General features: G+C 66.8%; 13 protein-coding genes. 8 read left to right on the forward strand and 5 right to left on the reverse strand.

Annotation, left to right across the window (positions count from 1 at the left end; translation table 11 throughout):
• The 3 genes from FKP22_RS08725 to FKP22_RS08735 form a co-directional block, all read left to right on the forward strand.
• Positions 1-643, forward strand: a 643-nt coding sequence (locus FKP22_RS08725) for a DUF3108 domain-containing protein (RefSeq protein WP_141287010.1), incomplete at its 5' end; no start/stop codon positions are given.
• A 175-nt stretch (positions 644-818) separates the two neighbouring features.
• Positions 819-1,607: an enoyl-CoA hydratase gene (locus FKP22_RS08730; RefSeq protein WP_141287012.1), complete on the forward strand. Its 789-nt coding sequence runs from the start codon at positions 819-821 to the stop codon at positions 1,605-1,607.
• Between the two features lie 116 nt (positions 1,608-1,723).
• Positions 1,724-2,311, forward strand: a complete 588-nt coding sequence (locus tag FKP22_RS08735; protein ID WP_141287014.1) for a protein phosphatase CheZ — start codon at positions 1,724-1,726, stop codon at positions 2,309-2,311.
• Positions 2,312-2,338: 27 nt separating this feature from the next.
• Here FKP22_RS08735 and FKP22_RS08740 read toward each other — a convergent pair whose 3' ends face one another.
• Both FKP22_RS08740 and lysS read right to left on the reverse strand, forming a co-directional pair.
• Complete coding sequence (locus FKP22_RS08740; RefSeq protein WP_141287016.1) at positions 2,339-2,995, reverse strand: pyridoxamine 5'-phosphate oxidase family protein; 657 nt, start codon at positions 2,993-2,995, stop codon at positions 2,339-2,341.
• An 86-nt stretch (positions 2,996-3,081) separates the two neighbouring features.
• Complete coding sequence (gene lysS, locus FKP22_RS08745; protein ID WP_141287018.1) at positions 3,082-4,602, reverse strand: lysine--tRNA ligase; 1,521 nt, start codon at positions 4,600-4,602, stop codon at positions 3,082-3,084.
• Between the two features lie 191 nt (positions 4,603-4,793).
• On the opposite strand from lysS, the gene FKP22_RS08750 reads away from it, so the two are divergent.
• The 4 genes from FKP22_RS08750 to FKP22_RS08765 all read left to right on the forward strand — a co-directional run bounded on the left by FKP22_RS08750 (position 4,794) and on the right by FKP22_RS08765 (position 8,281).
• A complete protein-coding gene (locus FKP22_RS08750) occupies positions 4,794-6,077 on the forward strand; it encodes a nucleotide sugar dehydrogenase (protein WP_141287020.1) in 1,284 nt (427 codons plus the stop codon).
• A gap of 163 nt (positions 6,078-6,240) precedes the next feature.
• Entirely contained in the window at positions 6,241-7,188 is a 948-nt protein-coding gene (locus FKP22_RS08755; protein ID WP_141287022.1) for a Gfo/Idh/MocA family protein, read from the forward strand.
• 12 nt (positions 7,189-7,200) lie between these two features.
• Positions 7,201-7,632, forward strand: a complete 432-nt coding sequence (locus tag FKP22_RS08760) for a hypothetical protein (RefSeq protein WP_141287024.1) — start codon at positions 7,201-7,203, stop codon at positions 7,630-7,632.
• Between the two features lie 52 nt (positions 7,633-7,684).
• Positions 7,685-8,281, forward strand: a complete 597-nt coding sequence (locus FKP22_RS08765; RefSeq protein ID WP_141287026.1) for an acyltransferase — start codon at positions 7,685-7,687, stop codon at positions 8,279-8,281.
• Here FKP22_RS08765 and FKP22_RS08770 read toward each other — a convergent pair whose 3' ends face one another.
• The 3 genes from FKP22_RS08770 to FKP22_RS08780 form a co-directional block, all read right to left on the reverse strand.
• Positions 8,282-9,370, reverse strand: coding sequence for a S41 family peptidase (locus FKP22_RS08770; RefSeq protein WP_141287028.1), 1,089 nt, complete (start codon positions 9,368-9,370; stop codon positions 8,282-8,284). It lies immediately after the preceding gene.
• 69 nt (positions 9,371-9,439) lie between these two features.
• Complete coding sequence (locus tag FKP22_RS08775; protein WP_141287030.1) at positions 9,440-10,150, reverse strand: response regulator; 711 nt, start codon at positions 10,148-10,150, stop codon at positions 9,440-9,442.
• Positions 10,151-11,524: an ATP-binding protein gene (locus tag FKP22_RS08780; protein WP_170200815.1), complete on the reverse strand. Its 1,374-nt coding sequence runs from the start codon at positions 11,522-11,524 to the stop codon at positions 10,151-10,153.
• A 75-nt stretch (positions 11,525-11,599) separates the two neighbouring features.
• Here FKP22_RS08780 and FKP22_RS08785 point away from each other — a divergent pair.
• A partial coding sequence (locus FKP22_RS08785) for a DegT/DnrJ/EryC1/StrS family aminotransferase (RefSeq protein WP_141287033.1) occupies positions 11,600-12,684 on the forward strand: 1,085 nt, incomplete at its 3' end.

Below are 12,684 nucleotides of genomic sequence, written 5' to 3' on the forward strand. Positions count from 1 at the left end.
CCGGCTGAGCTATCACCTGACGCTGTCCAACTACAGCGTGCGGCCCATCTACGGCAGCGCCCGGGTCGAATGGCTGCGCCAGGCCGAGCACTACCAGGTGCGGGTGGTTGCCAAGGTGCCGGGGCTGGTCGAGCGCCGCCTGCTCAGCGACGGGTTGCTAGGCCCCGAAGGCCTGGTGCCACAACGCTTCGACCAGGAAACCGAGGCGCTGATGATGTCCACCCGGCGCGAAACCGTGCTGTTCCGCAACGGTCGCGTGGAGTTCACCAACGGCAAGACCGCGGCCGTCGTGCCTGGCTTGCAGGACTCGTCCAGCCAGTTCGTGCAGACCTCCTGGTGGTTCCTGACCCACCCCGAGCTGCTCAAGCCCGGCCAGGTGCTGGAGGTGCCGCTGGCGCTGACGCGGCGCCTGGGCGTCTGGCGCTACATCGTGCAGCCACCAGAGATCCTGCAACTACCGATGGGCCCGGTGCAGGCCTACATGCTCAAGCCCGAGTTGGCGAACCGCAAGGCCAACGAGCTGCTGATCACGATGTGGATCGCGCCCAGCCTGCAGTACCTGCCGGTCAAGGTGACGATGCAGCAGGACCCGAACATCGTGCTCGACATGGTGCTCGAAGGTTCGCCGCTGCAGTCGAAATGACGCACCCTGTCCTGCGGGTACGCAGGCCCACCCGCCGAGCGGGTTGCGCGGTCCGCTTGGGGCGGCCCGGCGCTGGACCGCGGCGCGCTGCACGCATGGCGATCACGTAAGCCTCGCTCAATTCCTTTGGCTTCGGCTAGCCTTGTGTTTTTCGAGTAAGAGCCAGGAGACCCTGATGGACTACGAATGCATCATGACCGAGGTGCGCGGCGAGAGCGCGCTGAAGACCGGGCTGATCACGCTGAACCGGCCCAAGCAGATGAATGCGCTGAACGACCGGCTCATGGACGAACTGGGCGCGGCGCTGCTGGCCTTCGACGCCGATGACGGCATTGGCTGCATCATCGTCACCGGCAGCGAAAAGGCATTTGCCGCCGGTGCCGACATTGCCGCGATGGCCACGCTGGGCCACATGGACGCCTGGAAGGCCGGTTACATCTCGCGCAACTGGGAAACCATCCGCCAGGTGAAGAAGCCGGTGATTGCCGCGGTGGCCGGCTTTGCGCTGGGCGGTGGCTGCGAGGTGGCGATGATGTGCGACATCGTGCTTGCGGCCGACAACGCCAAATTCGGCCAGCCCGAGATCAAGCTGGGCATCGTGCCGGGGGCTGGCGGCACCCAGCGCCTGCCGCGCGCGGTCGGCAAGGCCAAGGCCATGGACATGCTGCTGACCGGCCGCATGATGGGCGCCGAGGAAGCCGAGCGGGCCGGCCTGGTTTCGCGCATCGTGCCGCTTGCCGGCCTGCTGGACGAGGCCTTTGCCACGGCAGAGCTGATCAACGCGCTGGGCGCGCCCAGCATCGCGCTGACCAAGGAGCTGGTCAACGAAGCCTTCGAGAGCGGCCTGTCCTCGGGCGTGAAGGCCGAACGCCGGGTGTTCCATTCGCTGTTTGGCACCGAGGACCAGCGCGAGGGCATGGACGCCTTCCTGGCCAAGCGCAAGCCCGCGTTCAAGCACCGTTGAGGTGCGCTGGTGGGGGTTGGGAAGGCGGGCCAGGAAATGCTGCAATTCGGCAGCTTAATCCTGCTGGGGTGAGGCCGATAAGGACTCATCATCAGACTGAGATCTGGAACATCGCCATGCAGGTCGACGCAGCCCACGCCGCCATCCCTTCCCCGTGTCCCCAAGCCTCGCGCCTGCCGGTCGCCGCCGAGCTTCGCCAGGTCAGCCGCGAAATGCCTGACGCTTGCGAGCGGCTGGAATATGTCGGCAAGATGACAGAGAAGGCCGCCAACAAGGTGCTGGCCTCCATCGACGCCGCCAAGCCGGCCTGCGAGCAACTGGTCAAGCGGGGCGAAGACCTGGCCGCGGTGATGCGCCGCCAGGCCGACCAACCCGAGATGACCATCGAAAAGGCGCGGGCCTTGATGCGCATGTGTGCCGACTACGTCGACAACACCACCAAGTTCGCCCGTCAGCAGAACGACTGCCTGACCGACATCATGATGGCCCAGGATTTCCAGGACTTGTCCGGCCAGGTCATCAAGAAGGTCACCGACATCCTGCTGCGTGCCGAGGCCGAACTGCGCCACATCGTCGAAGACGAACTGCCCAGCGGCTGGAGCGAGGCAGACATCGTGCAGCCCGAGCTGGCAGGCGTGCAAACGCCGGACCGCGCGATGCAGCAGGACGACGTCGACGCGCTGCTGGCGGCGATGGATTTCTGAACGAGGCGCCCCGTCAGGGCTTCTTCGTCACGGTTGCAGCCAGCAAGGCTCGGCACCTGCCGAGAACTGGGCGCGCCGGTGGCCGCCGGGTGCCAGGCCCAACCAGTCCAGCTTGCGGACCTCGCCCATCACCATCGCAAAGTATTCACGGTTGCTGAGCGCGGGTGCCTGCAGCGCTGCGCTGGCCGCCAGAGCGGCCGGGTCCATCGCGGTGGGCAAGTCCTGCGGCGCCAGCGTGGTACCAGGGGCGCGCTGTGACAGGTAGTCCAGTGCGGCAGGCGTCAGCTTCAGCTGGGCCCAGCGCGAAGAGGCAGCCAGGCCTTCCTCCTGCACCTCGCAATTCAACGTCAACCGCAGTTGCCAGGCCAGGCGCGGGCACCACATCAGCAGCACCGCTTGCGGCTGGTGACGCAGGTGAGTCACCTTGGGTGCGCGAGCATCGGTGAAGAAGCACAGCCGGCGCATCGCGGGGTCCACCTCGCGCAGCACCACGTTGCGCGCATCCGGCAGGCCGTCCGGCCCGACGGTGGCCAGCGCGGCAATGCGCCAGCCATGGCCCTTGGTCGCCGCCGCCAGGCTGAGTTCCTGCCACAGCCTCTCTTCCAGCGCGGCCAGGCCGTCCGGGCCTTGCCATGCGGCCTCTTCCGCCAGCAGCGGGGTGGCAATGTCGGCGTTGTGGTTCATCGGTCCTTACCCAGGTCTACTGCAAAAGGCAAAAGCACTGAATGCAGACTCGAAAACGCCGCCGCGCGTTCCCTTCTTGCGCTTTCTTAACCTTCGCGGCGCAGCGCGGGGAAGAGGATCACGTCGCGGATGCTGGGCGAATCGGTCAGCAGCATCATCAGGCGGTCGATGCCGATGCCGCAGCCACCCGTCGGCGGCATGCCGTATTCCAGCGCGCGGATGAAGTCCGCGTCATAGAACATGGCTTCTTCGTCGCCCGCGTCCTTGTTGGCCACTTGCGACTGGAAGCGTGCGGCCTGGTCCTCGGCGTCGTTCAGTTCGGAGAAACCATTGGCGTATTCGCGGCCGGTGATGAACAACTCGAAACGTTCGGTGATGGCTGGGTTGGCATCCGAGGCGCGCGCCAGCGGGCTCACCTCGACCGGATAGTCGATGATGAAGGTCGGCTGCCAGAGCTTTTCTTCGACCGCGGCCTCGAACAGGCCGAACTGCAATGCGCTGAGGCCCCAATGCTTGGGCGGCTCTTCGCCCAGGCTCTTGAGCTTGGCATGCACCGCCTCGGCCGAGTCGGCTTCTGCTTCCGTCAGCCCGGCGTGGGCAACCAAGGAGTCCCGCACTGACAGGCGGGCAAACGGCAGGTCCAGGTGCACTTCCTTGCCGGCGTAGGTCACGCGGGCCGAGCCGGTGGCCTGCTCGGCCGCATGGCGCAGCACGCCTTCGGTGAAGTCCATCAGGTCGTGGTGGTTCCAGAAGGCCGCGTAGAACTCCATCATCGTGAATTCGGGGTTGTGCCGAACCGAGATGCCTTCATTGCGGAAGCTGCGGTTGATCTCGAACACCCGCTCGAAGCCGCCGACGATCAGGCGCTTCAGGTACAGCTCGGGGGCAATGCGCAGGAACATTTCCTGGTCCAGCGCGTTGTGGTGCGTCACGAAAGGCCGGGCGTTCGCGCCACCCGGGATCGGATGCAGCATCGGCGTTTCGACTTCCATGAACTGGTTGGCCACCATGAACTGGCGGATCGAGCTCAGGGCCTTGCTGCGCGCGGCGAAGCGGTTGCGCGCCTTTTCGTCGGTGATCAGGTCGACATAGCGCTGGCGGTACTTCTGCTCCTGGTCGGCCATGCCGTAGAAGTCGCTGGGCAGCGGCCGCAGGCTCTTGGTCAGCATGCGGATGGACGTGGCCTTGACCGACAGCTCGCCGGTCTTGGTCTTGAACAGCGTGCCTTCGCAGGCCAGGATGTCGCCCAGGTCCCACTGCTTGAAGGCGGCCAGCACTTCGGGGCCGACGGCGTCCTGCGTGATGTAGAACTGGATGCGGCCGGTGGCGTCCTGCACCGTGGCGAAACAGGCCTTGCCCATCACGCGCTTGAGCATCATGCGGCCCGCCACGCTGACCTTCACCGCCTGCGGCTCCAGCGCCTCGTTGGCCAGGCTGTCGTAGGCCTCGTGCAGCGCGGCGGCACGGTGCTCGGGCTTGAAGTCGTTCGGGAACACGGCCGTGCCGGCGGCCTTGGCCTGCGTGCGCATCCCCGCCAGTTTCTCGCGGCGTTCGGCGATCAGCTGGTTGTCATCGGGCGGCACGGGAGGCTGGGTGTCGTGGCTCATGGCACAGGGCAGGCAGGCGAGGGCGCAGGGTGCGTCTCGCGGGGGAACAACAGGATCGGTGGCGGGGCTTCAAGCCGGGGCGCCACCGGAAGAACCCGCGATTTTAAGCGGCCGGCACCGGGGCGTCGCAGCGCCCGGTCCTAAAATCACTCGCTTTGACACGCCTGGGCGCCGCTTCGGCCACTTTCCTCATGCATCGCAAACTTGCCGTGGTCGGTCTGGGCTATGTGGGCCTGCCGGTGGCCGTGGCCTTCGGCCGCAGCCATCACGTGGTCGGCTTCGACATCCAGGTCAGCCGCGTGGCCGAGCTGAAGGCCGGCCATGACCGCACTGGTGAAGTTACGCCCGAGGCCCTGCGCGCCGCGGACATCCGCTACACAGCCGACATCGCCGACCTGCGCGCCACGGACTTCTTCATCGTCGCCGTGCCCACCCCGGTGGACAAGGCCAACAAGCCGGACCTGTCGCCGCTGATCTCGGCCTCGAAAAGCGTCGGCCAGGCGCTGAAGAAGGGCGACATCGTCGTCTACGAGTCCACCGTGTACCCTGGCGCCACCGAGGAAGACTGCGTGCCGGTGCTGGAGCAGGTCTCCGGCCTGAAGCACGGCGTGGACTTCTTCTGCGGCTACAGCCCAGAGCGCATCAACCCCGGCGACCGCGAGCACCGCTTCGAGACCATCAAGAAGGTGGTTTCGGGCTGCGACGCCGCCACGCTGGACGTTGTTGCCGAGGTCTACGCGTCCGTCGTCACCGCTGGCGTGCACCGCGCGCCCAGCATCAAGGTGGCCGAGGCCGCCAAGGTGATCGAGAACACCCAGCGCGACCTGAACATCGCACTGATGAACGAGCTTTCGGTGCTGTTCGCCCGCATGGGGATAGACACCGCCGAGGTGCTGGCCGCGGCAGGCAGCAAGTGGAACTTCCTGCCCTTCCGGCCCGGCCTGGTGGGCGGCCACTGCATTGGCGTGGACCCGTATTACCTGACCTACAAGGCCGAGCAGCACGGCTACATCCCGCAAGTCATCCTGGCGGGCCGCCGCATCAATGACAACATGGGCCGCTACGTCGCGCGCAACACCGTCAAGCTGATGCTGCAAAAGGGCATGGACGTGCCGCGCTGCCGCGTGGGTGTGCTGGGCATCACCTTCAAGGAAAACTGCCCGGACATCCGCAACTCCAAGGTTGTGGACCTCGTGCGCGAGCTGCGGGACCACGGCACCACGGTGGTCGTGATGGACTCCTGGGCCGACGCCGCCGAGGTGCAGCACGAATGCGGCTTCGCGCTGGCCGAGCCGGCGACCGAGGCGCCATTCGACGCGCTGGTTGTCGCCGTGGCGCACCGCGAATACCGCGCGCTGACCGTGCCGCAGTTGCGCGCGATGCTGCGCGGCGATCAGCCAGTGCTGGCCGACGTGAAAGCCCTGTTCCCGCGCGACGAACTGGCCGCCGCCGGCGTCAGCGTCTTCCGCCTATAGAGGTTGACAGTCTCTCGACCATGCCCGCTCGTCACGCCATAACGCGCCCGCTCGGCGTTGCAAATGCTCGCCATAGCGCGAGCTATGGCTGTGCTTTGCGCCTTGATCGGACACGTTCTGGCGCACCGCTCGGACACGTCCGAGAAACTCTCAACCTCTTGCCATGACCCAGAAAAACTTCGCCCTGATCGGCGCCGCCGGCTACATCGCGCCGCGCCACATGCGGGCCATCAAGGACCTGGACCAGACGCTGGCCGTGGCCTACGACATCAACGACTCGGTCGGCATCATCGACAGCCTGCACCCGCAGGCCGAGTTCTTCACCGAGTTCGAGTGTTTCCTGGAACATGCGAACCAGCGCAAGCGCACGCCGGCTGAGGCGCTGGACTTTGTGGCCGTCTGCAGCCCCAACCACCTGCACCATCCGCACATCGCCGCCGGCCTGCGCCTGGGTGCCGACGTGATCTGCGAAAAGCCGCTGGTGCCTACCGTGGCGCTGCTGGATGAGCTGGAGCGTGTCGAGGCCGAGACCGGCAAGCGTGTCTTCAACATCCTGCAGCTGCGCCACCACGACGCGATCCTGAAGCTGCGCGACAAGGTCGCCGCTGCCCCCAAGGACACCAAGTTCGACGTCGAGCTCACCTACATCACCTCGCGCGGCAAGTGGTACGCGCAGAGCTGGAAGGGCGACCCGCGCAGGAGCTTCGGCGTGGCGACCAACATCGGCGTGCACTTCTTCGACATGCTGCACTTCATCTTCGGCAACCTGCAGCAGAGCACGGTGCACCTGAACGAGGACGCTCGCGCCGCTGGCTTCCTGGAGTACGAACGGGCGCGGGTGCGCTGGTTCCTGTCGATTGACTCGAACGACCTGCCGTTAGAAGTCCAGGGCAAGAAGACCACCTTCCGCAACATCGACATCTCCGGCGAGCAGCTCGAATTCTCCGAAGGCTTCACCGACCTGCACACCGTGAGCTACCGCGAGATCCTCGCCGGCCGCGGCTACGGGCTGGCCGATGCGCGGCATTGCATCGAGACGGTGGCGGCGATCCGCACGGCGAGCCCGGCCGCGCTGGGCGCGGATGCGCATCCGTTCCTGCACAAGGATTGAGTTGGATTCTTCATGCGTTGCCTGATCACATTGCTCCTTGCCGCCATGTTCCCTCTTCTTTCAAATGCAGCGGACCTGCAGGCAGGTCAGGTTTGGACATACAAGACACGAGCCGGCGAAGCCTCTTCAACCCTCACCGTTCTGAAGGTTGAGCAGTACAACGATCTGGGCCGGGTCGTTCACATTCGAGTCGACGGAATTCACATGACGAATCCTGTCAAAGGAAACGTCGTGACCGATATCCCGCATTTGCCGTTCAAGGATTTGGCGCTGCAAGGCAGTGTCGTCAAGCAGCTTCGCAAGCTTTCCTCCTTGCCGGATTTTCAGGAAGGCTACGACACCTGGAAGAAGGCATATCTCGCTGGACAGGCCGGGGCGTTTGAGACGCCAGTGAGCACCACGCTTGATGCCATGCTCGGTGCGAAATGGGAGGAGAAGAAGTGAATGGGCCTCTTCTATCGACAGGCAAGTCATTGGTCGTGACCGATCTCCGACCATGAGTGACGCTGCCTGGCACCACCCCAGCGCCATCGTGGACGACGGCGCCACCATCGGTGCCGGCACCAAGGTCTGGCACTTCAGTCACGTCTGCGCTGGTGCGCGCATTGGCGAGAACTGCTCGCTGGGCCAGAACGTGTTCGTGGCCAACGACGTGAGCATCGGCCACGGCGTGAAGGTCCAGAACAACGTGTCGGTCTATGACGCGGTGACGCTGGAAGACGATGTGTTCGTCGGCCCCAGCGTGGTTTTCACCAACGTCTTCAACCCGCGCGCCGCGGTGCCGCGCAAGGCCGAGTACCGGCGCACCCTCGTCAGGCGCGGCACCTCGCTGGGCGCGAACAGCACGCTGGTCTGTGGCGTGACGGTGGGTGAATTCGCCTTTGTCGGCGCTGGTGCGGTTGTCACCAAGGACGTACCGGCGTTTGCACTGGTGACCGGCGTGCCGGCCAAGCAGACCGGCTGGATCAGCCGCCATGGCGAGAAGCTGGCGCTGCCAGTGCGCGCGGTGGATGGCGCCGAGGCCGTATGCCCGGCCAGCGGCGAGCGCTACCGGCTGGTGGGCGGTGCGTTGGCGCTGGTCGAAGGCGGCTGATCAGTCCAACTCGGCCAGCCGGCGCTTGAGCCGCTGCTGCCAGTCTGCGTCTTTCTCGGCGGCGATCAGCCGCTTCAGGATCTCGACCTGGGCCACGTCCAGCGCCTTCTTTTCAGAGACCTCAATGTCCGGCTTCACGCCCACACCTTCCCAGTCGGTGTGCGTGACCGGGCTCACGCTGAGTCCGGCCGGCACGTTCATCATGAAGTGCGCGGTCAGCCGGCGCCGGTCGCCAGGGTGGGCGCCACCACCGGTCACTTCGCCGACCAGCGTCGCGCGGCCGGTGTCCTTCAGCGCCATCGCGAAATCCTCGCCGGCCGAGAAGGTGTCCTCGCTGGTCAGCAGGTAGACCGGGCGCGACTGGCCGTAGCGCTTGCCGGGCACCTGCGCGGTGGTCCAGCGCGCATCGGTGCGGTGGTTGTCCCGCGGCCAGACGATGTCGTTCAGGTGCGTGGGCTGGTCGAACAGGTAGCTGGCCAGCAGCATCACGCTGTCCGGGTCGCCGCCTTCGTTGTGGCGCAAGTCGATGATCAGCGCCTGCGTGTCGGCCAGCAGCGTCATCGCGGCATCGATCCGGCCGGCGACGAATTCCGGCCGGCCGAACTGGCGCAGGTCCAGGTAGCCGATGTTGCCGCGCAGCCGGCTCAAGCCGGCAAAGCCGAAGTTGAAGCGCTGCCATTCGACGAGGTCCCTGGCCTGGTCTTCCTGCGTCTGGTCCTGGCCCGTGTCTTCGGAAATGGCCTTCTCGAAGTAGCGCACCTCCAGGTGCTTGTCGTGCAGTTGTTGCTGCATGGCCTCGGTCAAGGTTTCGGCCAGCTTTTGGGCGCTGGTGATGCGGTCGAAATCGCCTTGCTGCAGGCGTGCCTGCAGCGCCTGCGCCAGCTGCTTCGCCTTGGCCTCGTCCACATAGTGACGCTGCATCTGTGCGCTCAGCTGCGTGACGACGTCCTGCCGCATCGTCGCGTCCAGTCGCATGTCTTTTTGCGGCGGTCCGGTTTGGGCCATGCCCTGCTGCCAGGCCAGGCCGGCGCCGGCCGCGGCCAGCAATACCGCGACTGCGGCCGTCAACTTCTTGGTCCTCGATTGCATTGCGCTGCTCCAGTTGAGACCGCGTGATGGCGGTCGACAACAGGAGCTTCGCGGCCGAGTGTGGAGAAACTATGGAGATGAGGGCGCGGGCAGTGCGGCAGGCGGCGCTGGCAGTTCGACCCGGTAACCCAGCCCGTAGACCGACTGCACCACGTCGGCCTCGGGCCAGTGCACGGCGATCTTTCGGCGCAGGTTCTTCACGTGGCTGTCGATGGCGCGGTCGGTCACGTCCAGCGCGTCTCCGCGGATCAGGTCCAGCAACTGCGCACGCGACCAGATGGCGCCCGGCCGCCGCGCCATCGCCGCGAACAAGGCGTATTCGGTGGGTGTGAGCTGCAGCGACTGCGAGCGGATCGTCACGCTGCGGGTCTCGTCGCTGACGATCCAGGCCGGCTCCGGCTCCGGCGCTGCCGTCACGGGCAGCCTGCGCCGCAGCACGGCCTTGATGCGCGCCACCAATTCGCGCGGACTGAAGGGCTTGCAGAGGTAGTCGTCGGCGCCCACGTCCAGCCCATGCAGCCGGTCGATCTCCTCGACACGCGCGGTGACCATGATGATGGGCACGTCCGAGCGTTCGCGCACCGCCTTGCACAGCGACAGGCCGTCCATGCCGGGCAGCATCAGGTCCAGCACGATCAGGTCCGGCATCTGCTGCTGCACGCGGGCCCAGGCCTCGCGGCCATCGGTCAGCACCTGGGCCTGGTGGCCTGCGGCGGTGATGTAGTCGGCCACGATGGCCGCCAGGTCCGCTTCGTCTTCCGCGACGAGGATGCTCGCCATTCAACAACTCTCCAGCGGCAACACAATGCGGGCCCGCAATCCGCCCAAGGGCGACGAGCTGAACAGTAGCCGGCCGCCATTGGCTTCAATGATCTGCCGGCTCAGCGCCAGCCCCAGTCCTGCGCCGCCGGTGCGCCGGTCACGCGAGGCTTCGACCCGGAAAAAACGCTCGCCCAGCCGCGGCAGCTCGGCTGCCGGCACGTCGGGCGCGCTGTCGTCGATGTCCAGTTGCAAGGCCTGGTCCTGCACCTGGCCGTGGACCTCGATGCTGCCCCCGCGCTCGGTGTAGCGCACGCAATTTTCCAGCAGATTGCCCAGCACCTGGCGCAGTCGCTCCGGATCGCAGCGGACTCTGCTGGCTGCGGGTGCCATGCCTGCGCGTGACTGCAGGCCAGCTTCCGAGAACCGCGGTGCAAAGGCTCGCAGGACTTCGACGGCCAGCGGCCAGGCATCCATCGGCACAGGTGCGTTGGCCAGCCGACCGACGTCTGCCCTGGCCAGATCATGCAACTCGTCGACCAGCCGGGCCAGTGCCAGCACCTGTCGGTGCATCAGCGCCAGGTGCTCGGGGGTCGCGTGGCGCACGCCGTCCTGCAGTGCCTCCAGCTGGCTGCGCAAGACGGCCAGCGGCGTGCGCAGCTCGTGCGAAGTGTTGGCCACCCACTGGCGGCGGCTGTCCTCGGCCGCCGCCAGCTGCGCGGCGAGTTGGTTGAAGCTGCGTGCGAGCTCGCCCAGCTCGTCCTGGCGGCTGTCGACCAGCCGCGCATCGAAATGTCCGGCGCCCAGCTGTCGTGCGCCGTCGACCAGTTGCCGCACCGGCCGTCGGAAATTGGCCGCCAGCGCAGCAGCTGCAAGCGCTGCCAGCAAAAGGCTGATGCCCCCGAGCACGGCCAGCGGGCGCTGCTGCTGGACCAGGAAGGCGACCGCCAGGTTGTCGGCCGGGTTCTCGGCGCGGGCCAGCAGCAGCGAGCCGACCTTGGCGCCATCGACCATGACGGGGCGCTCGATGGTGTCGATGGACGCGACGACGATCAGGCCGCGATGCGCCTTCACACCGGCCAGCAGTTGCCGCTGCGCATTCAGCAGGCCCAGGCGCTCACCGAGCGTGGCGGGGGCCAGCGTGTCGCGCAGCCAGGCCTGGCGCTGGGCCGCGTCGGCTGGCAGGAAGGACCAGTCGCGGTGCTGGCTGAAACGTTCGGCCAATGTGCGTGCCAGCAGGTCCAATGCAGCCCGGTCTGGCGCAGACGACGCTTGGGCCCCGCCCGACAGGCTCCAGCGCACCAGACCCACCCCTGCAGCGCCCACCACGAGGAAGGCGGCCAGGATGGACGCGAACAGGCGCTGCCCGATCGAGAGCTTCAGGTGGGTGGACACGGGGCGAGGCGGTGCGCGAGCTGCGTTGAAAAGGGTCGCATCATCGCGGGCCTTGGCTTGTCCGACAATCCGCCCATGCAATTCACCGACCTGCAGGCCCAGTATGCGGCGCTGAAAACCGAGATCAACGCCCGCATGCAGCGTGTGCTGGACCATGGCCAGTACATCATGGGCCCCGAGGTGGCCGAGCTGGAAACGGCACTCGCGGCGCGCACGGGGGTGCGCCATTGCATCACGGTGGCCAGTGGCACCGAGGCGCTGCTGATCGCGCTGATGACGCTGGATCTGAAGCCCGGCGACGAGGTCGTCACCACGCCGTTCACCTTTGCCGCGACGGCCGAGGTCATCGTGTTGCTGGGCGGCGTGCCGGTGTTCGTGGATGTGGAGCCGGACACCGGGCTGATCGACGCAGCACGCATCGAGGCGGCCATCACGCTGCGCACCCGCGCGCTGATGCCCGTCAGCCTCTACGGCCAGGTGGCCGACATGGCGGCGATCCAGGCCGTCGCCAACAAGCATGGCCTTTCGGTGATCGAAGACGCCGCGCAAAGCCTGGGCGCGACCTTCGGCGGCCACCAGTCCTGCGGCCTGTCCACCTGGGGTGCGACCAGCTTCTTCCCCAGCAAGCCGCTGGGCTGCTATGGCGATGGTGGCGCGCTGTTCACCAACGACGACGCGCTGGCCCAGGCCGCGCGCGAGATCCGCGTGCACGGGCAGAGCGCCCGCTACACGCACACCCGCCTGGGCGTGGGCGGCCGCATGGACACGCTGCAATGCGCCGTGCTGCTGGCCAAGCTGCCGCGCTTCGAGTGGGAGCTGCAGCGGCGCGCGGCGCTGGGCCAGCGTTACCGTGAAGCGCTGGCGGGCCTGCACCTGGACCTGCTGGCGATGCGCTTCGGGCGAACCTGCGTCTGGGGCCAGTTCACCGTGATGGTGGACAGTCGCGACGAGGTCGTGGCCTCGCTGAAAGCCGCCGGCATTCCAACCGCCGTGCACTACCCACGCCCACTGCACCGCCAGCCGGCCTACGAGCGCTTCGCCGCGGCCTGCCCGGTCAGCGAACAGCTGGCTGCGCGCGTGCTGAGCCTGCCGATGAGCGCCGATCTTACCGAGGTCGACCAGGACCGCGTGATCGCGGCGCTGGCGGCTGCTGTGGGCCA

This window comes from Ideonella azotifigens (assembly GCF_006519715.1).
Classification (GTDB): Bacteria; Pseudomonadota; Gammaproteobacteria; order Burkholderiales; family Burkholderiaceae_C; genus Ideonella; species Ideonella azotifigens.

What these genes read in the sequence shown, in the direction of transcription:
- FKP22_RS08730 (WP_141287012.1), top strand. Translation starts at nt 819, where the DNA reads ATGGACTACGAATGCATCATGACCGAGGTGCGCGGCGAGAGCGCGCTG.
- FKP22_RS08735 (WP_141287014.1), top strand. Translation starts at nt 1,724, where the DNA reads ATGCAGGTCGACGCAGCCCACGCCGCCATCCCTTCCCCGTGTCCCCAA.
- FKP22_RS08740 (WP_141287016.1), bottom strand. Translation starts at nt 2,995, where the DNA reads ATGAACCACAACGCCGACATTGCCACCCCGCTGCTGGCGGAAGAGGCC.
- lysS (WP_141287018.1), bottom strand. Translation starts at nt 4,602, where the DNA reads ATGAGCCACGACACCCAGCCTCCCGTGCCGCCCGATGACAACCAGCTG.
- FKP22_RS08750 (WP_141287020.1), top strand. Translation starts at nt 4,794, where the DNA reads ATGCATCGCAAACTTGCCGTGGTCGGTCTGGGCTATGTGGGCCTGCCG.
- FKP22_RS08755 (WP_141287022.1), top strand. Translation starts at nt 6,241, where the DNA reads ATGACCCAGAAAAACTTCGCCCTGATCGGCGCCGCCGGCTACATCGCG.
- FKP22_RS08760 (WP_141287024.1), top strand. Translation starts at nt 7,201, where the DNA reads ATGCGTTGCCTGATCACATTGCTCCTTGCCGCCATGTTCCCTCTTCTT.
- FKP22_RS08765 (WP_141287026.1), top strand. Translation starts at nt 7,685, where the DNA reads ATGAGTGACGCTGCCTGGCACCACCCCAGCGCCATCGTGGACGACGGC.
- FKP22_RS08770 (WP_141287028.1), bottom strand. Translation starts at nt 9,370, where the DNA reads ATGCAATCGAGGACCAAGAAGTTGACGGCCGCAGTCGCGGTATTGCTG.
- FKP22_RS08775 (WP_141287030.1), bottom strand. Translation starts at nt 10,150, where the DNA reads ATGGCGAGCATCCTCGTCGCGGAAGACGAAGCGGACCTGGCGGCCATC.